This window comes from Paraburkholderia sp. SG-MS1 (assembly GCF_012275575.1).
Taxonomy (GTDB): domain Bacteria; phylum Pseudomonadota; class Gammaproteobacteria; order Burkholderiales; family Burkholderiaceae; genus Paraburkholderia.
This window is the reverse complement of record NZ_NPIH01000263.1, coordinates 1-23,474: the sequence shown is the minus strand read 5'-3', so window position 1 is coordinate 23,474 and position 23,474 is coordinate 1. Positions and strand designations below refer to the sequence as shown.

At 64.0% G+C, this 23,474-nt stretch carries 22 protein-coding genes, 1 tRNA gene and 1 riboswitch; of the genes, 15 read left to right on the top strand and 8 right to left on the bottom strand.

Going from position 1 to position 23,474, the window contains the following annotated elements; all coding sequences use genetic code 11:
• Positions 1 to 85, bottom strand: a tRNA-Leu gene (locus CIC12_RS26695).
• Positions 86 to 267: 182 nt separating this feature from the next.
• On the opposite strand from CIC12_RS26695, the gene CIC12_RS26690 reads away from it, so the two are divergent.
• From CIC12_RS26690 to CIC12_RS26660, 7 genes are all read left to right on the top strand, one after another.
• Positions 268 to 1,338, top strand: coding sequence for a LacI family DNA-binding transcriptional regulator (locus tag CIC12_RS26690; RefSeq protein ID WP_168668557.1), 1,071 nt, complete (start codon positions 268 to 270; stop codon positions 1,336 to 1,338).
• 232 nt (positions 1,339 to 1,570) lie between these two features.
• Positions 1,571 to 2,563 carry an ABC transporter substrate-binding protein gene (locus CIC12_RS26685; protein WP_238812903.1) on the top strand — a complete coding sequence of 331 codons (993 nt, stop codon included), beginning with the start codon at positions 1,571 to 1,573 and terminating at the stop codon, positions 2,561 to 2,563.
• Positions 2,560 to 3,384: an ABC transporter permease gene (locus tag CIC12_RS26680; RefSeq protein WP_168668553.1), complete on the top strand. Its 825-nt coding sequence runs from the start codon at positions 2,560 to 2,562 to the stop codon at positions 3,382 to 3,384. Before CIC12_RS26685 ends, CIC12_RS26680 begins: the two co-directional genes overlap by 4 nt.
• A 47-nt stretch (positions 3,385 to 3,431) precedes the next feature.
• Positions 3,432 to 4,430: an ABC transporter permease gene (locus CIC12_RS26675; RefSeq protein ID WP_446728041.1), complete on the top strand. Its 999-nt coding sequence runs from the start codon at positions 3,432 to 3,434 to the stop codon at positions 4,428 to 4,430.
• Positions 4,427 to 5,497 (top strand): ABC transporter ATP-binding protein, encoded by a 1,071-nt coding sequence (locus CIC12_RS26670; protein WP_168668551.1) that lies wholly within the window; start codon positions 4,427 to 4,429, stop codon positions 5,495 to 5,497. Before CIC12_RS26675 ends, CIC12_RS26670 begins: the two co-directional genes overlap by 4 nt.
• A gap of 43 nt (positions 5,498 to 5,540) precedes the next feature.
• Positions 5,541 to 6,368: a phosphodiesterase gene (locus CIC12_RS26665; protein ID WP_168668549.1), complete on the top strand. Its 828-nt coding sequence runs from the start codon at positions 5,541 to 5,543 to the stop codon at positions 6,366 to 6,368.
• Positions 6,369 to 6,734: 366 nt separating this feature from the next.
• Positions 6,735 to 7,937 carry an MFS transporter gene (locus tag CIC12_RS26660; protein ID WP_168668547.1) on the top strand — a complete coding sequence of 401 codons (1,203 nt, stop codon included), beginning with the start codon at positions 6,735 to 6,737 and terminating at the stop codon, positions 7,935 to 7,937.
• Between the two features lie 240 nt (positions 7,938 to 8,177).
• Here CIC12_RS26660 and CIC12_RS26655 read toward each other — a convergent pair whose 3' ends face one another.
• The 5 genes from CIC12_RS26655 to CIC12_RS26635 all read right to left on the bottom strand — a co-directional run bounded on the left by CIC12_RS26655 (position 8,178) and on the right by CIC12_RS26635 (position 10,534).
• Positions 8,178 to 8,606: a response regulator gene (locus CIC12_RS26655; protein ID WP_121317217.1), complete on the bottom strand. Its 429-nt coding sequence runs from the start codon at positions 8,604 to 8,606 to the stop codon at positions 8,178 to 8,180.
• A gap of 20 nt (positions 8,607 to 8,626) precedes the next feature.
• Positions 8,627 to 9,259, bottom strand: coding sequence for a response regulator (locus CIC12_RS26650; protein ID WP_168668545.1), 633 nt, complete (start codon positions 9,257 to 9,259; stop codon positions 8,627 to 8,629).
• Positions 9,260 to 9,443: 184 nt separating this feature from the next.
• Complete coding sequence (locus tag CIC12_RS26645) at positions 9,444 to 9,989, bottom strand: ferritin-like domain-containing protein (protein WP_168668543.1); 546 nt, start codon at positions 9,987 to 9,989, stop codon at positions 9,444 to 9,446.
• 99 nt (positions 9,990 to 10,088) lie between these two features.
• The gene (locus CIC12_RS26640; RefSeq protein ID WP_075643714.1) at positions 10,089 to 10,250 is read right to left on the bottom strand and encodes a DUF1328 domain-containing protein; all 162 of its coding nucleotides are present in this window, start codon (positions 10,248 to 10,250) and stop codon (positions 10,089 to 10,091) included.
• A 107-nt stretch (positions 10,251 to 10,357) separates the two neighbouring features.
• Entirely contained in the window at positions 10,358 to 10,534 is a 177-nt protein-coding gene (locus tag CIC12_RS26635; RefSeq protein ID WP_168668585.1) for a DUF1328 domain-containing protein, read from the bottom strand.
• Between the two features lie 344 nt (positions 10,535 to 10,878).
• On the opposite strand from CIC12_RS26635, the gene CIC12_RS26630 reads away from it, so the two are divergent.
• Entirely contained in the window at positions 10,879 to 12,339 is a 1,461-nt protein-coding gene (locus tag CIC12_RS26630; RefSeq protein WP_174772211.1) for a sensor histidine kinase, read from the top strand.
• 226 nt (positions 12,340 to 12,565) lie between these two features.
• Positions 12,566 to 12,703: an entericidin A/B family lipoprotein gene (locus tag CIC12_RS26625; protein WP_168668539.1), complete on the top strand. Its 138-nt coding sequence runs from the start codon at positions 12,566 to 12,568 to the stop codon at positions 12,701 to 12,703.
• 368 nt (positions 12,704 to 13,071) lie between these two features.
• Here CIC12_RS26625 and CIC12_RS26620 read toward each other — a convergent pair whose 3' ends face one another.
• On the bottom strand, positions 13,072 to 13,866 hold the full coding sequence (locus CIC12_RS26620; RefSeq protein ID WP_168668537.1) for a DUF4397 domain-containing protein: 795 nt from the start codon (positions 13,864 to 13,866) through the stop codon (positions 13,072 to 13,074).
• A 674-nt stretch (positions 13,867 to 14,540) separates the two neighbouring features.
• On the bottom strand, positions 14,541 to 15,470 hold the full coding sequence (locus tag CIC12_RS26615) for an EamA family transporter (RefSeq protein WP_168668535.1): 930 nt from the start codon (positions 15,468 to 15,470) through the stop codon (positions 14,541 to 14,543).
• A 739-nt stretch (positions 15,471 to 16,209) separates the two neighbouring features.
• Here CIC12_RS26615 and CIC12_RS26610 point away from each other — a divergent pair.
• The 6 genes from CIC12_RS26610 to CIC12_RS26585 all read left to right on the top strand — a co-directional run bounded on the left by CIC12_RS26610 (position 16,210) and on the right by CIC12_RS26585 (position 23,430).
• Positions 16,210 to 16,620, top strand: a complete 411-nt coding sequence (locus CIC12_RS26610; protein ID WP_168668533.1) for a GreA/GreB family elongation factor — start codon at positions 16,210 to 16,212, stop codon at positions 16,618 to 16,620.
• Positions 16,621 to 16,761: 141 nt separating this feature from the next.
• Positions 16,762 to 16,880, top strand: a riboswitch (TPP riboswitch).
• 92 nt (positions 16,881 to 16,972) lie between these two features.
• Entirely contained in the window at positions 16,973 to 18,904 is a 1,932-nt protein-coding gene (thiC, locus tag CIC12_RS26605; protein WP_168668531.1) for a phosphomethylpyrimidine synthase ThiC, read from the top strand.
• Between the two features lie 301 nt (positions 18,905 to 19,205).
• A complete protein-coding gene (locus CIC12_RS26600; RefSeq protein ID WP_168668529.1) occupies positions 19,206 to 19,418 on the top strand; it encodes a glycine zipper 2TM domain-containing protein in 213 nt (70 codons plus the stop codon).
• 245 nt (positions 19,419 to 19,663) lie between these two features.
• Positions 19,664 to 20,122 (top strand): hypothetical protein, encoded by a 459-nt coding sequence (locus tag CIC12_RS26595; RefSeq protein ID WP_168668527.1) that lies wholly within the window; start codon positions 19,664 to 19,666, stop codon positions 20,120 to 20,122.
• 328 nt (positions 20,123 to 20,450) lie between these two features.
• Entirely contained in the window at positions 20,451 to 22,049 is a 1,599-nt protein-coding gene (locus tag CIC12_RS26590; protein ID WP_168668525.1) for an L-lactate permease, read from the top strand.
• Positions 22,050 to 22,176: 127 nt separating this feature from the next.
• Positions 22,177 to 23,430 carry an IS256 family transposase gene (locus tag CIC12_RS26585; RefSeq protein ID WP_168665893.1) on the top strand — a complete coding sequence of 418 codons (1,254 nt, stop codon included), beginning with the start codon at positions 22,177 to 22,179 and terminating at the stop codon, positions 23,428 to 23,430.
• Positions 23,431 to 23,474 lie beyond the last annotated feature (44 nt).

Here is a 23,474-nt window from a genome sequence, read left to right as displayed (position 1 = left end):
TGGTGCCGGGGACGGGACTTGAACCCGTAAGCTGTTAAGCGGCGGATTTTAAGTCCGCTATGTTTACCAATTTCATCACCCCGGCAGGGGCTGCAAGCGCGCGTGGACGCGAATTCTACCATTGCCCGGCGGGCGCACCAACCGGCGCCTCGTCCTGCAGACACCCGCTGCCATTGCCCTCGTCTCGCTCGAAACCGGAGTCATCCGGCAGTCACAAACGTTCCCGATAATCCGCTCACGAAAACGTTTACAGCCGGAGCGGAAACCATGATCCCGACGATCAAAGATGTCGCCGCCCACGCGGGCTTCTCCATCGCCACGGTCTCGCGCGCGATCAACGCGCCGCACACCGTGAACCCGATCACGCTCGACAAGGTGCGTCAATCGATCGACGCGCTGAACTTTCGCCCCAGCCCGCTCGGGCGGCAGTTGCGCGGCGAGCGCACGCGGCTGATCGGCGTGATCCTGCCGACGCTTGCCAATCCGGTGTTCGCCGAATGCCTGCAAGGCATCGACGAACTCGCGTCGGCGCAAGGCTACCGGCTCATGCTGATGACGACCCAGTACGACGCCGACCGCGAACGCCACGCCATCGAAACGCTGCGCGAACAGCGCGTCGAAGGACTGATTCTGACCGTCACCGACGCCGACACGCATCCGCTGCTCGACGAACTCGACCGTGCCGGCCTGCTCTACGTGCTGATGCACAACGACACGGTGCGGCGGCCGTCGGTATCGGTCGACAATCGGCTTGCTGCCTACGACGGCGTGCGCTCGCTGATCGCACACGGCCATCGCCGCATCCTGATGCTGGCGGGCACGCTGGCCGCGTCAGACCGCGCGCGTCAACGCCATCTCGGCTACGCGCAGGCCATGCAGCAAGCCGGTCTCACGCCCGCACCGGCGCTCGAAGTCGATTTCAACGCGGAAGAACTGGCGCCGTCCGTGCTCGCGCATCTGACGAGCGGACAGAATCGCCCGACCGCCCTCTTCTGCAGCAACGACCTGCTCGCGATGGTCGTGATGCGCGGCCTGCGTCGCGCGCGTCTGCGCATTCCGCAGGACATGTCGATTCTCGGGTTCGACGGCCTCGCGATGGGCGAGCTGCTCTCGCCGCCGCTCGCGAGCGTCTGCGCGCCGAATCGCGAGATCGGCTGTGCGGCCTGGCGGCGCCTGCTCGCGCGCGTCACCGGCGACGACCACGCATCCGGCAACACATCGCTCGCCTTGACCCTGCCACACAGCTTGCGCGAAGGCGCGACCATCGCGGCGATTTCGAATCGCACGGACAGTACGTCGCCGCGTGCTTCGGCGGCTACCGAACAGCCATTCGCTTGAGCCGTTGCATGAGCCGCGTGGGGCCGTGAGTAGCGTGAGCCGAAGGCATCGCACCCACGCCTCACCGACGCGGCTTCGCAAAAAACCAGAAGCGCCAAAACCGCACCACCCGTTTGATCGACCCAACCCCAAACCACCCGCTCTCGTCCTCTCCAGGAGACCCGCAGTGATCCGCTCACCCTCACGCTTCGCTTCGTCGTTCAAACCGCTGTGGCGCCGTCTCGCGCAACTCATGATCGCCGCCGGCGCGGCGCTCGCCGCCGTCGCCCCGCAAGCGGCCCACGCCGACGAAGCCGCGATCTGCTACAACTGCCCCCCGGAATGGGCCGACTGGGCGAGCCAGATCAAGGCGATCCAGCAGAAGACCGGCGTCAGGGTGCCGTTCGACAACAAGAACTCCGGCCAGTCGATCGCCCAGCTGATGGCCGAGCAGAAAAGCCCGGTCGCCGACGTGGTGTACCTCGGCGTATCGTCGGCATTCCAGGCGAAGGACAAGGGCGTGATCCAGCCGTACAAACCGGCCCACTGGAACGATATTCCCGCCAACCTGAAAGACCCGCAAGGCTACTGGTTCACGATCCATTCGGGCACGCTGGGCTTTTTCGTCAACAAGGACGCGCTCGAAGGCAAGCCAGTGCCGCGCTCGTGGGCCGATCTGCTGAAGCCCGAATACAAAGGCATGATCGGCTACCTCGATCCGTCGAGCGCGTTCGTCGGCTATGCGGGCGCGGTCGCGGTGAACCAGGCGCTCGGCGGCACGCTCGATAACTTCGAGCCGGGCCTCGAGTGGTTCCGCAAGCTGAAAGCCAACGCGCCGATCGTGCCAAAGCAGACCGCGTACGCGCGCGTGATGTCCGGTGAAATCCCGATCCTGCTCGACTACGATTTCGACGCCTATCGCGCGAAGTACAAGGATCACGCGAATGTCGAGTTCGTGATTCCGAAAGAAGGCACGATCTCGGTGCCCTACGTGATGAGCCTCGTGAAAGGCGCGCCGCACGATGCGAACGGTCGCAAGGTGCTCGACTTCGTGCTATCGGACGAAGGCCAGAAGCTGTGGGCCGACGCCTATCTGCGCCCGGTTCGTGCGAACGCGATGAGCGCGGAAACCGCCGCGAAATTCCTGCCCGCGAGCGACTATGACCGCGCCAAAGCGGTCGATTTCGGCAAGATGGCCGAGAAGCAGGCCAGCTTCGGTGAACGTTATCTTCAGGTGATGCATTGAACGACATCACGTTCCCGCTGCGTTGGCGCATCGCGTTGCTAGCGCCGGCGCTGGCGGTGTTCCTCGCGTTCTGGCTGCTGCCGATGGCCGCGCTTGCGCAGCTGAGCGGCGACGGCCACGCGTTCGCCACCTATCGCGCGATGCTGACGAACCCGCGCTACCTGTCGAGCCTCGGCGCGACCGTCGTGCTGTCGGCAGCGGTCACGGCGGCGACGCTGGTGTTGTCAGTGATCGCCGGGCTGCTGCTCGCGCGCCGCGATTTCGCGTTCAAGCGCACGCTGCTCGCGCTGCTGACGTTCCCGCTCGCGTTTCCCGGCGTGGTGGTCGGCTTCATGGTGATCATGCTGGCGGGACGTCAGGGGTTGATCGGTGCGCTGTCGCTGAAGCTCACCGGCGACCGTTGGGTGTTCGCCTATTCGATGAGCGGCCTGTTTCTCGGCTACCTGTATTTCTCGATTCCGCGCGTGATCGTCACGGTGATGGCCTCGGCGACCAAGCTGGACGCGTCGCTCGAAGAAGCGGCGCGCTCGCTCGGCGCATCGCCCTGGCGCATCACGCGCGACATCGTGTTGCCCGCGCTGTCGCCGGGGCTGGTCGCGGCGGGGGCCGTGTGCTTCGCTACCGCGATGGGCGCCTTCGGCACGGCCTTCACGCTCGCCACCGACATCGACGTGCTGCCGATGACCATCTACACCGAGTTCACCCTCAACGCGAACATGGTGACGGCCGCGGGTCTGTCCATCGTGCTCGGCATCGTCACGTGGGCCGTGCTGGCGTTCGCGCGCAGCGTGAGCGGCGCGGCGGTGGCGGCGAGCGCATGAGCAGCATGTCCCGACCCGGCGCATCCCAACCCGACGACAACACGCCGATGAATTCGATCACTGCTTCAGCACGGCCTGAGACTCGCTCAGGCACCGCTTCACGCTCGCGGCTGCGCGCGCCCAGCGCACGGGCATGGCTTGCTGCCTGTCAATGGTTCGTCACGCTGCTGCTGTGCGCGTTTCTGATCGTGCCGGTCATCATGTCGATCATGGCCGGGCTGACGGTCAACTACTTCAAGGGCATCTCCAGCGGACTCACGCTGCGCTGGCTCGTCGAAGTGTGGACGCAGTATCACGGCTCGGCGTGGCTGTCGCTCGAAGTGGCAGCCGCCACACTCGTCATCACGTTGCTGACCGGCGTCCCCGCGGGCTACGTGCTCGCACGCAGCAGGACGCGGCTCTCGCGCATCATCGAAGAGTTCCTCGTGCTGCCGATCGCGCTGCCCGGTCTCGCGTCCGCGCTTGCGCTGCTGGTCACCTACGGTGGCTTCACGCGGTTTCGCATGAGCGCCGCGTTCATCGTGGTCGGGCACGTGGTGTTCACGCTGCCGTTCATGGTGCGCGCGGTCGCCGCGGTGTGCGCGAGCAGCAATCTGCGCACGCTCGAGGAAGGCGCGGCGAGTCTCGGCGCGAGCTTCTTCACACGCTTCACGACGATCGTGCTGCCGAACGCGCGGCCGGGCATCGTCGCCGGCGCACTGGCGGTGCTGACGCTGTCGATCGGCGAATTCAACCTCACGTGGATGCTGCACACGCCCGAGACGAAGACGCTGCCGGTCGGCCTTGCCGATACCTACGCGTCGTTGCGCATCGAGATCGGCAGCGCTTACACCATTCTTTTCTTCGTCATGACGATGCCCCTGCTCGTCGCGATGCAATGGCTCGGCGTCGATGCGACCGGCCAGCGCGGCGCGGCGAAACGCGGCAACGGTTCTCCTGCGAAGCGGGTTGCGGATGACGTCAAGACCGACGTGGCCACCCACGCCGCGAATCCCCCCAGGCCCGCTTGCGCCAAGCCCTCTTCGAATTCCATCGACACGCCATGAAACCCGCCTGCGCGACCACATCCATTCCAATCACGCTCACGCAATGCGCGAAAACCTTTCGCGGCACACGCGTGCTCGAACCGCTCGATCTACGGATCGACGCGGGTGAAACGCTGGTCCTGCTTGGGCCTTCCGGCTGCGGCAAGACCACGACTCTGCGCATGATCGCCGGACTCGAAACACCGGACGCAGGCGGGCGCATCGCGTTCGGCGCCGACGACGTCACCGCGTTGCCGATCGAAAAGCGCCAGGTCGGCATGGTGTTCCAGAGCTATGCGCTGTTTCCCAACCTGAGCGTGCGCGGCAACATCGGCTATGGCCTGAAGATCAGGCGCATGCCGGCCGCGGCCTCGCGACAGCGCGTCGACGAACTGCTCGGCATGATGCGTCTCACCGCGCACGCCGACAAACCGATCGACCAGCTTTCGGGCGGTCAGCGTCAACGCGTGGCGCTGGCGCGCGCACTCGCGGTCCGGCCGCGCGTGCTGTTGCTCGACGAGCCGCTCACCGCGCTCGACGCGCGCCTGCGCGACACCTTGCGCAGCGAGATGAATACACTGCTGCGCGAGTTGGGCATCACGACCGTCTACGTGACGCACGACCAGGCCGAGGCGATGGAGCTGGGCGACCGCATCGTCGTGATGAGCGCAGGGCGCATCGAACAGATCGGTTCGCCGCGTGACATCTACTATCGGCCCGCGAACCGGAGCGTCGCGCAATTCGTCGGCACGATCAACCGGCTCGCGGGCGAAGCGCGCGACGGCATGCTGACGACGAGCGGCGGCGCCGTGCCGCTGCCGTCGATGCCGACGCACACGAACTCGCACACGCATCAGCCGCACGAGATTTTCTTCCGCCCCGAAGACGCATGGCTGGCCGACCCGGCAACCGCGCATCTGCGCGGTTGCATCGAAAGCAGCGCGTTTCTCGGCGAGCGCACGCGTCTGACGATCGGCGGCGCCGCACCGGACCGGCTGCTGATCGACGTGGCCGGCCGGGTCGAACTGGCGCGCGGCACGCCGGTCGGCATCTCGATCTCGCAGGACGCGCTGATTGCGCTATCGTGATAACGCCGCGCCGTGTCGCGGCGCGCAATGACAAGGACTCCCCATGCTGCTGGCTCAAATCAGCGACCTGCATATCAAACGTCCCGGCGCGCTCGCTTACCGCCGGGTCGACACCGCAGCGTACCTCGCGCGCTGCGTCGCCGCGCTCAATGCGCTCGAACCGCGCCCCGACGCCGTCATCATGACCGGCGATCTCGTCGATCAAGGTGATCCGGAACAATACGAACACCTGAAGAGCCTGCTCACGCCGCTGGCCGTTCCCTACTTCCTGCTGGTGGGCAATCACGATGAGCGCACCGCGTTGCGCGCGGCGTTTCCCGAGCGCGCGGAATTGCGCAGCGGCGGCGAGTTCGTGCAATACGCGGTGGACGTCGGGCCGCTGCGCGTAATCGCGCTCGATTCGATGGTGCCCGGCCAAAGCGCCGGCACGCTGTGCGACGCACGGCTCGCGTGGCTCGCGGCGCAACTCGATGCGGCCGGGAACAAGCCGACAGTAGTGGCCTTGCATCATCCGCCGTTCGCCTGCGGCATCGGCCATATGGACTCGCTGCGCCTCGACCCCGCCGCCGCCGTCAAGCTCGCGGCGTTGATCGCGCGTCACCCGACCGTGGAGCGGGTGATTTGCGGGCACGTGCATCGGCCGATGTTCGCGCGCTTTGGCGGCACGATCGCGTCCGCGGTGCCGGCGCCGGGCCATCAGGTCGGGCTCGATCTGCGCGACGATGCGCCGTCGGCGTTCATGATGGAACCGCCCGCGTATGCGTTGCATCGCTACGATCCGGCGACTGGTATCGTCACCCATCACGCCTATGTGGAGCGCGCCGACGGACCCTATCCGTTTTACGAGCCTGAAGGCGCGTTGATCGACTGACGGTCGCCGCTCGCGCCGGGACCACCTGAATTGCGGTGTCCCGAGCGCGGCGGCCTCCCGTAAGCCATGCGTGGGCATCGCGATCTCAGCGCCGATCGCGAGAGCCATGTCGTCGCGCAACAGCCACGCGCCGGAACGCATCTCGAGAATCGCGAACGGCCACGTTTACACGTATCCTGGAAAACACGCCGCTTGAAGCGCCACGAGCCGCGCGCACCACCCGCAAAGCGGCGGCCGGTGTTGCCAACGGCTCTGCGCCGACGCCTTTTCGCATACTTCGCCGCCGTCAGCGCGAAGCGCCCTGCTCCGGTATGATCGGCACGCTTAAGGACCGTGCATGGGCCGGTCCGTCGATCCGCCTCTCTCATGTCCACTTCCGACGCTTCCACTCCCGCTTCCGCCGACCGGTCGTTGCGCGGCCTGCTGTTTCTGCTCGCCACCATCGCCGGCGTCTCGGTCGCGAACATCTATTACAACCAGCCGCTGCTCGATAATTTCCGTCAGTCTTTTCCGGGCAGCGCGTCGTGGGTCGGCACGGTGCCGGCCGTCACGCAGCTCGGCTACGCGGCCGGTATGCTGCTGCTCGCCCCGCTCGGCGATCGCTTCGACCGGCGCCGCCTGATCCTGCTGCAGATTGCCGGCATGTGCGTCGCGCTCGTCGTGGCGGCGGCTGCGCCGACGCTCGCGGTGTTGATCGTCGCGAGTCTGGCGATCGGCGTGCTCGCCACCATCGCGCAGCAGGCGGTGCCGTTCGCGGCCGAACTCGCGCCGCCGTCCGAACGCGGCCACGCGGTCGGCATGGTGATGAGCGGTTTGCTGCTGGGCATCCTGCTCGCGCGGACCGCCTCGGGTGTAATCGCCGAGTATTTCGGCTGGCGCGCGGTGTTCGGTGCATCCGTCGTCGCCTTGCTCGCGCTGGCGGTCGTGATCATCCTGCGCTTGCCGAAGAGCCAGCCGACCTCGACGCTGCCTTACGGCAAGCTGCTGGTGTCGATGTGGCATCTGCTGGTCGAACATCGGGCACTGCGTGAAGCGTCGCTGACCGGCGCCGCGCTGTTCGCGGCATTCAGCATTTTCTGGTCGGTGCTCGCATTGCTGCTGGCAGGCGCGCCGTTTCATCTCGGGCCGCAGGCGGCGGGGCTGTTCGGGATCGTCGGCGCGGCGGGGGCCATGGCCGCCCCGCTCGCCGGCAAGTTCGCCGACCGGCGTGGACCGCGCGCGATCATCACCGTGTCGATCGTGCTGGTGGCGCTCGCGTTCGTCGTGTTCGGCGCGTCGGCCAAAAGTATCGCCGGGCTGGTGGTGGGCGTGATCGTGCTCGACATCGGCGTGCAGGCCGCGCAGATTTCCAATCAATCGCGCATTTACGCGCTGAAGCCCGATGCACGCAGCCGCGTGAATACGGTGTACATGGTTGCGTATTTCATCGGCGGAGCGCTCGGCTCGGGCGTCGGTGCGGTGGTCTGGCCGGCCTTTGGGTGGCTCGGCGTCAGCGTGGCGGGGATCGTGTTTGCGGCGCTCGCCGCGTGGAATCATTTGCGGCTGCCGTCGCGCGGTGCATTAGGCTGAGTGGTCGGCGCGCAGGCTGAGGGCCATTTGGGTCACGCTGACTCGTGTTCCTCTCACACCGATTTGCGCTTGTTTTGTGCTCGGCTTGCGCTTGTCCAGAGCGCTTGCCTTAAAGTGCTTGCCTCACAGCGCTCGTCTCGCATCCAGTCCGCGCTGGCCGCACGCCCGGTTCCAGTTCGCGTTTGCTTCACGTCAACGCCTCCGTTTTAGCCCACACGACACCTCTTCCGCCGAGCACTCTCACCCGCCGCTTCGCGCCGACGCATACTCGTGCAGCGCATCGATCACGCGATCGAACTCGAACGACTTGTCGTAGAAGTGACGCACGCCGTACTGCTCGCAGCGCTCCCGATACGCGGGCAACGCGTGATTGGTCAACACAGCCGCGAACATCGAGTCGATCAACCCTTCGCGCTGCAAATAGGCCAGCACCGGCGCGCCCGAACCTTCCCGCAACTGCAGGTCGACGATCACCGCATCGAAGGCTTCATCGCTCAGGAGCGCGATCGCCTGATCGGCGGAATCGGCATACGCGGCCACCTGCAGCGAACCCGAGGCGTCGATCGCTTCCACCAGGCTGCGGCGGATCAGCGGCGAATCCTCGATCAGCAGCACGCGCAGCGGCGCGTGACGGGCTTGCTCGGCAACTCGGTTCGATTCGCTGTTCATCAGGGTATCTCGATCGTCCATTATTCGATCAAGCCGTTCTTGATCGCGTAATAAGTCAGATCGGCATTGTTCGCCAACCGCATCTTCTCCAGCACACGCGCGCGGTACGTGCTCACCGTCTTCACGGACAGATGCAGTTCCTCCGCGATCTCGGTGGGAATCTGCCCGGCCGCGAGCTTGCAGAAAATCTGGAATTCGCGCTCGGACAGCGCTTCATGCGGACGGCCCGCGGCCGGCTTGTCGAGATTGTCGGCGAGCGTGTCGGCCACCGCCTCCGACAGATAGCGATGCCCGCGCGCCACCGCGCGAATTGCCCGCACGATTTCGTCGGGCTCGCAGTCCTTGTTCAGATAACCGTTCGCGCCCGCGCGCAGCAGGTTGATCGCATATTGACTCTCGGGGTAGCCGGACAGGATCAGCACGCCCTGCTCGGGACGCACCTGCTTGATCACGCGCAACGTGTCGATGCCGTTCTTGTCCGGCATCGCGATGTCGAGCAGGACCACGTCGAACGCCTGCTCGCGCACGAGGCTGATGGTTTCGTCGCCGGTGGCGGCTTCGGCTGCGACGCACATATCCGGTTCGTCGGCGACGAACTGTCTGAAGCCACCTCGGACGATCGCATGGTCGTCGGCTATCAACACTCGAATCATCGGTCTGGTGTCCCTGCGCTGGAATCGCTCCAAAGCAGACATTGTAATGACCTCTGGCACGGCCTCACGCCCAGCCTCGTCCGGAAGTCCACACAGCGGACGACGTCTGCGACGCGGCACACCTTCGGCCCCGCCTGCGCGCGCCGCGCCGTCCGCACTTCGGCGTCAATCTTCGTGCGTTTCCTTATTCCCGGCCCGCGAGCAGGTCCGCCATATCGTCGGCATGCTCTTCTTCGACGGCCAGAATGTCTTCGAACAGACGCCGCGTCGTCACGTCCTTGTCGCCGAGATAGCGGATGATCTCGCGGTACGTGTCGATCGCAATACGTTCAGCGATCAGGTTCTCCTTGATCATGTCCGTAAGGTTCTCGCCTTCCTTGTACTCGGAGTGCGCGCGCGTCTTCAAACCGTCCGGCGCGAAGTCCGGCTCGCCGCCCAGTTGCACGATGCGCTCGGCGATGCTGTCGGCGTGACCCTGCTCTTCGGCCGCATGTGCGGCGAACTCCGCCGCCACGGCTTCCGAATTGATGCCCTTGGCCATGAAGTGGTGTCGCTTATAGCGCAGCACACAGACGATTTCGGTGGCCAGTGCGTCATTGAGCAGCTTTAGCACCGTCTCCAGATCCGCGCCGTAGGTCTGCGTGACCGCGCCATCCGACATGTGCCTGCGCGCATCCTCGCGGATCTTCTCGACGTCCATCACAAAGGTGTCGCCAGATTGGTTCGCCATCGAAATTCTCCTTTCTGCGGTATTGGGGGAACTGCGCATCCCGCGAATTGCGCCTGATGCGCCGGTAGAGATCATGACTACGCGTTTGTGCGCGCAGGTCTATGTTCGGAATACACCGAGCAGCAACGTGACCACGAACACGACCAGAAAAATATAGAACAGAATCTTCGCAATTTCGGCCGCGCCTGCTGCGATGCCGGTAAAACCGAACACCGCGGCAATGATCGCAATCACGAAAAAGACGACGGCATAGTGAAGCATGGCGACTCTCCTTTTCTGTGGGTATCGATGGATATCGACTCGCATCGGTCTGACGGGAACCGCGCTCCGCTATCGGAGACGATGCGCAGCTGGCTCGCCGGGCGGCGCTAATCGATGATTTTCTTCGTCACGACGAAGCCGAGCACGAGGAACACCACGCACAGAATGACGAACACGACGAACAGGAACTTCGCGATCGTCGCCGCGCCGGCCGCGACGCCGGTAAAACCGAGAAGCCCCGCGATCACCGCGATGACGGCGAAGAACAACGCCCACTTCAACATGATGGCTTCCTCCCGAAACAGTGAATGAACGATCAGGTCCATCCTATCGATCCGCGGCCCCGCGCGCATTCCGGCGCACGCCGGTTTTCGTGTGAGAATCCGCTTACATTGGATTACGGCGGCGTTACGCTGGGGGAAGCGCTGTGGGGGGATCAGTCGTTCGCACCGCGATGATGCTGCAATACACGAGGGCGGCGAGGGAATCACGTCACAACGCCAACGCGCCGATCATGGAAAACGCGGCGGCGCCCGTGAGCGCGAACCCTGCCACCATCGTTGCCGGACGCCACGGACGTTACACTGATGGCCCATCCGAGGAGCCGAATGTGCCAGATGTTCAGAACATGTCGACCGCGCCAAAGTTAGCCGACCAAGGCGCAGCAACGCGCCTCGCCGACTGGATGCGCACCCGCAGCTGGGCGATCGCGATGACGGTTGCGATCGTCATCACGGTGGGCGGGCTTGTGATTCTCGAAACGGCGCGCCAACGCATTACCGCCGAATACGAAACCGCGCTTGAAGCGCGCGATGTCACCGTGCAACTGAGCACGCTCGCGAGTCAGCTATCGCGTCTGTCTGCCGAGCAGAACCATTTTCTTCTGACGAAGGAAGAAGCGTCCGCCCACGCTTTCTGTTCGACCGCGGCGCGTATTCGTCAGAGCACGCAGCAGCTGGATCGTTTCTACCGCAGCGGCCGCGCGGACAGCGCCGAACTGGCCAGCTTCACGCAGATTCTCGCGCTGATCGAAGCGCGCATCGGTGCGGGCGCCGCCGCGTTGCAGCACGCGGCGCCGCATGCACTCGATCTCGGGGCATGCGGCAACGCGAGCGACGTCAATCCCGCCGACGCCTCGCTGATCGACAGCACCCTCACGCTGCTGCGCGACAACGAGGAGCGCCGCGCGCAGCACGCGCTCGCCGCGAGTCGCGCCGATCAGCGGATCTCGACGCTGTGCGCGGCGGGCCTGTCGGCGCTGAACATCGTGCTGTTCATTCTGCTGTTCCGCAATCTCGGCATTCAGATCGACCGGCAGGCGCGCGTACAGCGTCAGCTGATCACGCAACAGGAGGGGCTCGACCAGCTCGTAGGTGAACGCACGCGTCAGCTTGAAGCACTCGGCTGGCACTTGCAGGCGGTCGCCGAAAACGAAAAGACGCAGCTCGCGCGCGAACTGCACGACGAGCTCGGCGCGATCCTGACGGCGAGCAAGATGGACGTCGCGTGGGCCAACCGCAAGCTGAAGGACAGCGCGCCCGACATCGCCGAAAAACTCACGCGCGCGCTCGCCAATCTCGATCAGGGCATCGCGCTCAAGCGGCGCATCATCGAGGACATGCGGCCCACGGTGCTGGCGAACTTCGGGCTCGTCACCGCGCTGCGCACGCTCGCCGACGAAGCCGCGCAGCGCAACAACTGGACGCTCGAACTGCACCTGCCCGCCGACGACATCCAGCTCGACGAACAGACCGAGATCGCGCTCTTTCGCGTCGCGCAGGAATCGCTGACGAATGCCGCGAAGTACGCGCGGGCCTCGAAGGTGTCGATCGCGTTGCAGGTCGGCGACGGCCAGGTGGCGCTGCATATCGCCGACAACGGCGTCGGCATCCAGCCGGCCGATCTGAAGCGCACGCATACGCATGGGCTGCTCGGCATGCGCCAGCGAGTCGCCGCGCGTGGCGGACACTTCGAGATCCGGCGCGGCGTGCCGAACGGCACCGACATCGACGTGGCGATGCCGAGCGTCAGCACGGCGACGCCGTCGATCGATCTGCCGCCGGCTGCGCCCTCGCGAACGACCGTCTAGCGAGGCTGCGCGGCAGCCGCAGAGCCGCGTTGTAGGAGTGCGCCGACGCAAACACCGGAGCACGCCTACAACAAAATCGCAGCGTAACCGACAGCGCCGCCCCCGCCCTTTTTTTACCATGCAATCAGACCGGATCGACTGGCGTAAGCCCCGGTCGGACGATAACTAGCGCGTGCCATGCAACACCGGCACGTCAACCGACGCATTCTCGACAAGGAGAACTTCCATGGCTCGACTGATCGCTTTGTTTCTCATTGCTGGCTCGGTGGCCGCGCTCTCCGGCTGCAACACGATGGCCGGCGCGGGCGAGGACATTTCGAAGGGCGGCAACGCCATCTCGAACTCGGCGGAAAAGGCCAAGTAAGCCGGCCAGGTGCGAGTAACTGAAGGGCCGGTGCTTTCGCGGCGCCGGGTCATGCAGAGATTCGACAGCCCGTCACGGGGAACCGTGACGGGCTTTTTTGTGGGTGTCCTGGAGGCGCTTTAGTTGGGCGCTTGCTTGGCTCTCCTGCCCGCCTTCCTGCGTGAGCCTGATGCGTGTTCCTGCGGGAAGCGCGTGCACCGGTTCCTCCGCGCGCTTTCCGGGAACGTGCCTGTGCGCAGCCAATACGTGGTCATCCGGATCGACACGCGCAAACAAAACGGCGACCCACTCGCGTGGATCGCCGCTCCGTCCTCCCCTGGACTTGTTGTTGGCGGCCTTCGACTGTTGCGTCGGGTTAGCTCACCTGCTTATTCACCCGTCAGCGTATTCGACAACTCGATGCTCGGCGTACTGGTGTTGCCGTTCTGCGCGATGAGCAAATGGATCTGCCCCGGCACCAGCTGGCTCAGCGCGCCGCCGATCGGCACCGACGTCACCAGCCAGTCGGCATTGTTCGACAGCGTGAACGATGCCGACTGGAAGATCGGCGTCTTGCTGCCCGCCGCGGTCGCGATCAGCACGTACTGGCCGCCGGACACGTAGATCGAATCCTGCCCGCTCGCCGGCACTGCGTTCTTGAATGCGACACCCGACATCGTCGGCGAGACGTTGGTGATATCCGTGGCGCTGGACTGGACAAGATACAGGTCGAGGTTGGTCGCGTTCGCCGACGCGTTGAAGCCGCGCACCCGAGCGCTGTTGGACAGCAGCCCCTTGTCGAACGGATCGTCGATCAGGCCGATGTCCGGCGCGGCGAGACCCGGCAGCGCCAGCACGGTGTATTCGTGGCCCTTCGCCACGTTCGGGAAGTTGCCGCTCGCGAGCGCGGTCGTCGTGCCGGCCGCCGCATAGCCGACGTTGGTTGAACCGGTGTTGATATTGGTGAAGTTCGTCACGCCTTTGTACGCGACGTTCGTTTGCCCGGATGGTGCGCTGCCGTTCACGAGGAAGTCGACCGCCGGGCCGCTCGGAATCGCGTGAATGAAGTGGATCTGCGGATTGGTCAGGCCCAGTTCCTTGCCGACGTCGTCGGACCCGCCGCCGCATGCGCTCAGAACAGACGCAACCGCAACGACGGCCGCCATGGTTCGGATCATTTTCATTGTGTTCACCTATCTCGATGTGGGCTCTCGACCCATTGATCTACGGGCGTTCCGCTTCGGACACCGCGCCGCCAGAAACCGCGTTCATCATTTGTTTGAACGGTCCCGGGCGGCTCTCCAAAGCAGCCCCCTCCTATCCCTGCTGCACATCACGCCTGTTTCTCCTGACGGCGCGGTCCGTGTCGATGGACGATCGCTTCGAGCAAGGCGTGTGCCGGGAACCGCGCGATGGCTGACGGCGACTGATAAATGGCTTACGGAGCAATGGATTGCGATGATTAGAATTTTTCCTCGGCGAGCTGGCCCGGTGTGCGGTATGTGGTTCGGGCGCATCCAATACTTACACGGTCCCTTGCCATGTCTTACCACCACTTACTCGCGAACTCGCCTTCGGGTTCACACGCTTGCGCAATTACGTGGTGACGGGTTCCATGCATACCGGCATGGAGGACCGTTTCTGGAACTACCCGAAGCTGGCCGCGTATTTTCGCGAACGCGCGAAAGGCGGGGTGGGCGTCATCGTCACCTGGGGCATCTCGCCGAATCGCGCGGGCGGGCTGCGAAACGCGCAATCCGGCGAAGGGCTGAAGTGGCGGCGGCGCGTTGAAGCGCGGTGGGCGAGTCTTTTTGGACGCTCCGCAGGCGCGGTTACGACCTTCGCCCCAAGGCGAACTTCAAGCCAACCCCTTCTTCCGGTAATCGAACCAGAAAGACAAGCCCACGCTGGCCAGAATCACAACGGTCGCGATCATCGTCGAGCGCGTGACCGGCTCGCCCAGCAGCAACGCGCCGAGCGCGACCGCCACCACCGGATTCACATACATGCAGCTACTCGCAATGATCGGGCTCGTGTGGCGAATCAGAAAACCATACGCGACGTACGCGGCCATCGTCCCGATCAGCATCAGGTAGATGAATGCCAGCAACGGCAGGACATGCATTTCGAGCATGCGTTCGCCGGAGACCCAGGCGACCAGTGTCGACATCGCGCCGCCGAGCCCGATCTGCAGCGCGGTCGACAGAAACAGGTCCGACGGCAGCTTCAGACGCCCGGCCAGATGCGCGCCGCCGGCCCAGAAGAGCGCGCCGCACAGAATCGCCAGGCTGCCACCCGCCGAGCCCGGCGTGCTGTCGCCGTGACTGAGAATCGCGATGCCGACCAGCCCCAAGCCGACCGCGAACCATTCGCCGCGGCCGATCTTGCGACCCGCGACGGCGGCGATCACCGTCGCGAACAGCGGCACGGTCGCGACCATCACGGCCGCCGTGCCAGTGCCGACGGTGCGCATGCCGTAGGCGAGCATGCCGCTCGACAAACCCACCAGCATCGTACCGACGACTCCGGCATTGCGGATCTCGGCGGCGCTCGGCCAGGCCGGTTTGCGGCGCACCGCGAAGATGAACAGGCCTATGCCGGCAAACAGGTTCCGCAGCCCGGAGAGCAGTAGCGGCGGAAACGAACCGAGGGCGACGTGCACGGCGAGATACGTCGAGCCCCACACGAGATAGACGACGGCAAGGGCGAGCGCGATCTGGCCGCTGTGAGACTGCGGCAAGCGGATCGGCAAACCGCGCGAAAGGAAACTGGAGCGTTGCAACGACATGCGTTCAACCCGCCCATGTCGCTCGAGGTATTGCGCCCCCGCTGAAAACCCGCTGACGGGATGGCGGACACCGCATCGAAGATGCGGTCAGACGGGCGAGGCTGGCGGACATGTCGGTGGAACGGAAGGGCGATAGATGACCAAAGGGCCACAACGCCGCGGCTTGCGAACGAAATCAGGCCGGGGCGAACACGCGCCAAGGCTGCGGCGCGCATCGCATTATGCAGTAAGCGCCCACCGCGCCGAGCGAAAGAATCGTAACTTTTGGCGTACTTGCAACACAGAAAGCGGGGACGTATCGCCAGTGGTTTTTCACTATGATCGTCAGTCGAATGTGACTGCGGCCGTCATCACCCAGGCCGACGCGGATCGAATCAGGCCACCCTCGGCCGCGTGCTACCATGGACCTTGCTATCGCGTTGCTTTCCGTTTTCAGGCGACGCCTTCACCCCTTCTTTCGACACCCGCCGGCTACCTCGATGCGCTTCCCGACTTCCCGTGCCCTCATCCGCTTGCGCCCCCGCCGCGCAACCGGTGACGCGCGCGCGGACTTCGCGCCGTGTCCGGCCGGCGAGCCGTCCCGAACGCTCCCGCTCTCCGCCGCCCGGCTCCCGATCTAACGCTGCTTGCTCCACTGTTCAGGCCGCGTCGTCCCCAAGGGGACTTTCTTCGGGCGCCGGGCCGAACGCTTTCGCACGCCGTTCTCTTTTATGTAGATCGAAAATTTGGAGTACCCGTCATGAAAAAGACGAAACCCTGTTATCTGACCGAACTCGATGTCGCGCGCCTTGAGAAGCACGCCTGCGCGCCCGGCGCGAGCGCGAAACTACAGGACATGCTCGACGACGTCCTCGAGCGCGCTGTGATCGTCGATTCGCGCGAAATTCCGGCCGATGTGGTGACGATGAATTCGCAAGCCACCCTGATCGACGAAGCCAGCGGCGAGCAAATGACCTGGACCGTCGTCTATCCGCCCAACGCGGACTTCGCGCACGGGCGCCTGAACGTGTTCTCGCCGGCCGGCCTCGCGCTGCTCGGCGCAAAGCGCGGCGAGCGCATCCGCTTCACGCCGCCGAGCGGCACGGAGAAAGTGCTGAAGCTCGACAAGATCCTGTATCAGCCGGAAGCCGCCGACAATTTCTCGCTCTGATCTCGCTGTAGCTCAAGCACGCCGCAGTTCGTCCGCCTGCCCGTCACAGCTGGCACAGGACACGGCAGCCCGCAGCGCGAGGCGCGGTTCGGTTCAATCGCACGGGTTGCCAAGCAGCGGGTGGCCGGTGTATCGTGTGCGCTGCTAACGCGGGGGTCCTGCGTCGCATGGAGCTTGGAGGTCCGTGCCGCGCGGGTGAGAAATACCCTTTGAACCTGATCTGGATAATGCCAGCGCAGGGAAGCGTACGGATTTCGCACTCCAGCTCCATCGCCTCACTTCTCTCGCGATTTCCGACCACTTCCATCTCGTCTCCTGCTTAGCGGCCCACATTGCTTTGCATGGAGATACGATGAACGCCAATCCAAAATTCCTGTCCGCCGACGCTCACGTCGATGAAGCCGCTGTCGCGCCGCTGCCGAATTCCCGCAAGGTCTACGTGAGCGGTTCGCGTCCCGACATCCGCGTGCCGATGCGCGAAATCTCGCAGGCCGATACGCCAGACAGCTTCGGCGGCGAAAAGAATCCGCCGGTCTATGTCTACGATACGTCGGGCCCCTACTCCGACCCGGACGCCAAGATCGACATCCGCGCGGGCCTGCCGGCACTGCGTCAGGCGTGGATCGAAGAGCGCGGCGACACCGAAGCGCTGACGGGTCTGTCCAGCGACTTCAGCCGCGAGCGCGCCGCCGACACCGCTACCGCCGACCTGCGTTTCAAAGGCCTGCATCGCACGCCGCGCCGCGCGATCGCCGGCAAGAACGTGTCGCAGATGCACTACGCCAGGAAAGGCATCATCACGCCAGAGATGGAATACATCGCGATTCGCGAGAACCAGCGCCGCGCCGAGTATCTTCAGAGCCTGAAGACGAGCGGCCCGAACGGCGAGAAGCTCGCCGCGATGATGGGCCGTCAGCATCCGGGCCAGGCGTTCGGCGCGAGCGCGTTCGGCGCGAACGGGCTCACCGCAATCACGCCGGAATTCGTGCGCGAGGAAGTGGCGCGCGGCCGCGCGATCATCCCCAACAACATCAACCATCCCGAAAGCGAGCCGATGATCATCGGCCGCAACTTCCTCGTGAAGGTGAATGCGAACATCGGCAACTCGGCGGTGACGTCGTCGATCGGCGAGGAAGTCGACAAGATGACGTGGGCGATCCGCTGGGGCGGCGACACGGTGATGGATCTGTCCACCGGCAAGCACATCCACGAAACGCGCGAGTGGATCATCCGCAATAGCCCGGTGCCGATCGGCACGGTGCCGATCTATCAGGCGCTCGAAAAGGTCAATGGCAAGGCTGAAGACCTGACGTGGGAAATCTTCCGCGACACGCTCATCGAACAGGCCGAGCAAGGCGTCGACTACTTCACGATCCATGCGGGCGTGCGTCTGCAATACGTGCCGCTCACGGCCAAACGCATGACCGGCATCGTCTCGCGCGGCGGCTCGATCATGGCGAAGTGGTGTCTCGCGCATCACAAGGAAAGCTTCCTGTACGAGCACTTCGAAGACATCTGCGAAATCATGAAGGCGTATGACGTGGCCTTCTCGCTCGGCGACGGCCTGCGTCCCGGCTCGATCTACGATGCGAACGACGAAGCGCAGCTCGGCGAACTGAAGACCTTGGGCGAACTCACACAGATCGCGTGGAAGCACGACGTGCAGACGATGATCGAAGGCCCCGGCCACGTGCCGATGCAATTGATCAAGGAGAACATGGACCTGCAACTGGAATGGTGCGACGAAGCGCCGTTCTACACACTCGGGCCCCTCACCACCGACATCGCGCCGGGCTATGACCACATCACGTCGGGCATCGGCGCGGCGATGATCGGCTGGTTCGGCACGGCGATGCTTTGCTACGTCACGCCGAAGGAACACCTGGGCCTTCCGAACAAGGACGACGTGAAGACCGGCATCATCACGTATAAGCTCGCCGCGCACGCCGCCGATCTGGCGAAGGGCCATCCGGGCGCGCAGGTGCGTGACAACGCACTGAGCAAGGCGCGTTTCGAATTCCGGTGGGAAGACCAGTTCAATCTCGGCCTCGACCCGGACAAGGCGCGCGAATTTCACGACGAAACGCTGCCGAAGGATTCAGCCAAAGTCGCGCATTTCTGCTCGATGTGCGGCCCGCACTTCTGCTCGATGAAGATCACCCAGGACGTGCGCGAATTCGCGGCGCAACAAGGCGTGACCGACGACGAAGCGCTGAAGAAAGGCATGGAAGTGAAGTCGATCGAGTTCATGAAGAAGGGCGCCGAGATCTATCAGCGGCAGTAAGGTTCGATGTGCAGATCGGGCAGGGCTTTACCGCCGCCCGATTCCGCCAGGAACCTGCATCGCAGCACCGAAGCCCGCCACTGGCGGGCTTTTTCGTTTGTGGGAGCGTGCGGGGCGGCGGGCACGCCACATGCTCATAGAAGGGAAACATTTGATTACGAAACCGTCAATCCGCTGACAAGCTCACATATCTGGATACGCGACGCGCGGCTACCATCGAATACATGAACGGGGCCTTGTCTCTCTTACGTTTCGGCGATTACGACCTACAAACTCACTCAAACAACCGGGAGTCAGCATCATGAAAACGATTCGTCAAATCGGCACGCTCGCAACCATCGTTGCTCTCGTTGCGGGACTTTCGGCGTGTGAAGGCATGAGCCGGCAGGGGCGTGATACGGCCATCGGCGCCGGTCTGGGCGGCGCCGCGGGCGCGGCGATCGGCGGCAATGCCCTGTCGACGATCGGCGGTGCGGCGGCGGGTGGCATCATCGGTAATCAGGTCGGCAAATAAGCGGCGTGAAGGCGCATACTGCACAGTAAGTCACGCGGTATTCCGAAAGCGAACCCGGCGCTCGCCTTCATGACAGCGCTCGCAGCGCATCGTCATGAAGGGTCGGCGGCAGTAAGCGTCAAACGATGCGGTGCAACGTCGCGAAATGCGCCGTTACGGTTTTGCAATCGTATTCGCGCCGCGGGAGCGTAAGCTCATCTCGTTACGCCGACGATGACGGTGTACGGCACAACGAGGAGCGCGTCATGAAGTCCCGCGTTATCAACAGTGTTCGCGCGAGGGGCTCATGGCTGCCGCGCGCTTTTTTGCGGCTGTCCCGTGGAGGCGTTGCTGCCTGCGGCGTCCTCAGCGTCGTGACGTTGTCGGGCTGCTATTACCCATACGGTTACTATCCGTCCGGCTACTACCCTGCTTACTATTCGACGTATTCAACGGCGCCCGCGACGGCCGTGCAGCAGGGCGTCCCGGCGGACCAAACCGGCTCGACCGATGCGCAGCAACAGCAACAACAGAACGCGCCGCCCACTTATGCAGTAGCGGCGCCGCCCGTCTATGTGGCGCCGGCTTATCCCGCCTACTATCCGCCTCCGGTCTATCCCGCTTACCCCGCGTATTACGGCTATCCAGGCTACTACGGCCCATCGGTGTCGATCGGCATCGGCGGGTATTGGGGTGGAGGGTGGGGACATCATTGGCATCACTGAACGCGTGTCGCATGCAGGCTTCGGTGCCGGGTCGCTCACTGCATGACGGGCGCATTCGCGACGGCGCGATCACGCGCCCGCGTCGTTTCATGCTCTGTGCTCCACATCGTGCGGACAACCCGCCCGCGCCACTTCTTTTCGCGCGCCCGTAGTTTCCCTTCTTGACGTGCCCGCGCGGGGTTCTATGCTTGGGAAGCACATGCAGTACCCATTTAATAAGGAAGGCGGTTCGACTCTTACGTTCCGCTGACGCTCGTCCGTCCTGCGACAGAGACGCGCCTCTCATTCGTGATCCCCGCGTCGCGCCGAACAACACCAAGGAGACGTGATGTTTCACCAACTACTCACCCCGGTCGGCAATGCGCTATTGCCGTCGTTCCTCGTCGCCGCGTTGCCGATCATCGTCGTGCTGCTTCTGCTCGGCTGGGCGCGCAGGCCAGCCTGGCAGGCGTCGCTCGCGGGGCTGATCGTCGGTCTGATCGTCGCGATTTCAGTGTGGCAGTTCCCGGTGGGGCTCGCGTTCAACTCGGTGTTCGCGGGCGCGGTGTTCGCCTGCTGGCCGGTCATGTGGATCGTGGTCACGGCGATCCTGCTGTACAACATCGCGCAACGCTCGGGCCGCTTCGCGGCCTTTCGCATGTGGATGATCGACAACCTGCCGAATGACCGGCGGGTCGTGCTGGTCGTGGTCGGCTTTTCATTCGGCGCGTTGCTCGAAGGGATTTCCGGCTTCGGCACTCCCGTCGCCATTACCAGTTCGCTGCTGATCCTCCTCGGCTTTCCCACCCTCGAAGCGCTCACCTTTACGCTGATCTTCAACACGGCGCCGGTCGCGTTCGGCGCGCTCGGCGTACCGATCACCGTACTCGGCGCGGTGACCCATCTGCCGTCCGATCTGCTCGCGAAGATGGTCGGCCGCCAGTTGCCGTTCTTCGCGCTGCTGCTGCCCTTCTATGTGATTGCGGTGTATGCGGGGTTTCGCAACATGCTGCGGGTGTGGCCGGTGCTGCTGGTGTCGGGCGCGAGCTTCGCGCTCACGCAGTTCATCGCGTCGAACTACGTGAACTACAGCCTGACCGACGTGTTGTCGTCGATGGTGTCGCTGATTCTGACGATCGCATTCCTGCGCATCTGGAAGCCTGCTGCCGATCCTGCATTCGCGATCAACGTCGACCGGATCGGCGAGGTGCGCGGCAAGATCAGCGGCGGCCAGGGCTGGTATCCGTGGATCATCGTGTCAGTCGTGGTGATCGTGTGGACCATCGCGAGAGTCTTCACGATCGGCGACGTCAAGATACCGTGGCCGGGGCTCGACAAGGCCGTGTTCATCACCCTGTACAAGACGCCTTATGGCGCGGTGTGGGACTTCCAGCCGCTCGCCACGGGCACGGCGATTCTGGTCGCGGCGCTCATCACGACGTTCGTGGTCGGCCTGAGCGCGCGCGAATTCGGCAAGGCGATCGCCGACACGTGGGTGCAGACGCGCATCGCCATCCTGACGGTGGCGACCATCGTCGGGCTCGCCTATCTGATGAACTACTCGGGGCTCACCTATACGCTCGGTCTCGGCGTCGCATCGGTGGGTCCGTTCTTTCCACTGGTGTCGGCCTTCCTCGGCTGGGTCGCCGTCTTCCTGTCGGGCAGCGATACGTCGGGCAATGCGCTGTTCGGCAACCTGCAGGTGGTGGCGGCCAACCAGTTGAATCTGAGTCCGGTGCTGATGGCGGCAACCAATTCGTCGGGCGGTGTGATGGGCAAGATGATCTCGCCGCAAAACATCTCTACCGGCGTGGCGACCACCGAACTCAAAGGCAAGGAAGGTGTGGTGTTCGCGAAAACCTTCAAGCACTCGATTCTATTGACGGTGCTGCTAGGTTTGCTGGTGTGGGCGCAGCAGAATGTCTTGCAGTGGATGATTCCGCATTGATCGTTGAGCTGGTTTGATTTGCGTGTGCTCTGCTTGTCGGCGTGGCGGGAGAGCCTGTCAGTTTTCTTGTGTGCCGAGGTCATGAGACGATACCGAAAGGAACGCCCTTATGACCGAAACAACAAGCATGACAAAGAAGAGCAAGAAACCGAGCACGCCGAAGCTGTTTCCGGATGAACTGATTGATCAACTGCTGGCCCAGGTGCAGAACAAGGATGCCGAGTCGATTCTCGGTGAATCGGGCTTGGCCGGCCTGCTCAAGAAGCAACTCGCCGAGCGCATGCTGGCGGCCGAACTGACGCATCACCTGACGGCTGAGGCCGAGCAGGGCAACGCCGGCAACCACCGCAACGGCACGAGCCCGAAGACGGTCATCACGCCCAATGGCGAGTTGAATCTGGATATCCCGCGTGACAGGCAGGCGACGTTCGAGCCGCAACTGGTCGGCAAATACCAACGTCGATTGCCGGGATTCGACGACCATGTGATCAGCATGTACGCGCGCGGTATGAGCGTGCGCGAGATCCAGGGCCACTTGCTGGAGCTGTACGGACTGCAAGTGTCGCCCGACCTGATCTCCACCGTCACCGATGAAGTGCTGGCTGAAGTCGAGCAATGGCAGCAACGACCGCTTGAGGCGATGTATCCGATCGTGTATTTCGACGCTCTGCGGCTGAAGATTCGCGACGAAGGCACGGTCAAAAACAAGGCGGTGTACCTGGCGCTGGGTATCCGCGCCGATGGCCGCAAGGAAGTGCTGGGCCTATGGATCGAACAGACCGAAGGCGCCAAGTTCTGGCTAAAGGTCTTCAACGAGCTGAAGAACCGCGGTTTGCACGACATCCTGATTGCGGTGGTCGATGGCTTGCGCGGCTTTCCCGAAGCGATCGAGGCGGTTTATCCGGCCGCGCAGATCCAGACTTGCATCGTGCATTTGATCCGCAATTCGCTGAATCTGGCGAGCTGGAAAGACCGCAAGCCGTTGGCTGCCGCGCTCAAGCCGATCTATCAGGCCGCCACGGCCGAAGCGGCGGCAGCCGCGCTCGAAGCCTTCGCTCAAAGCGACTGGGGCCGCAAATTCCCCACCGTGGCGGCGATGTGGCAGCGTCAATGGGAGCAGGTGATCCCGTTCTTCGCCTATCCGCCCGAAGTGCGTCGGATTATATATACGACCAACGCCATCGAGAGCATGCACATGCAACTGTGCAAGATCGTCAAGAACCGCGGCCACTTCCCCAGCGACGAAGCCGCCAGCAAGCTGCTGTATCTGGCCTTGCGCAACATCGAAAAGGATTGGAAGATGCCGCCTATCACCTGGCGGCAAGCGGTCAATCAGTTCGCCATTCTGTTCGGCGAGCGCTTCACCAACGCCATCAGCTGAGACTTTTTACAGCGACCTCAGCACACGAAATTCCTGACACGTCC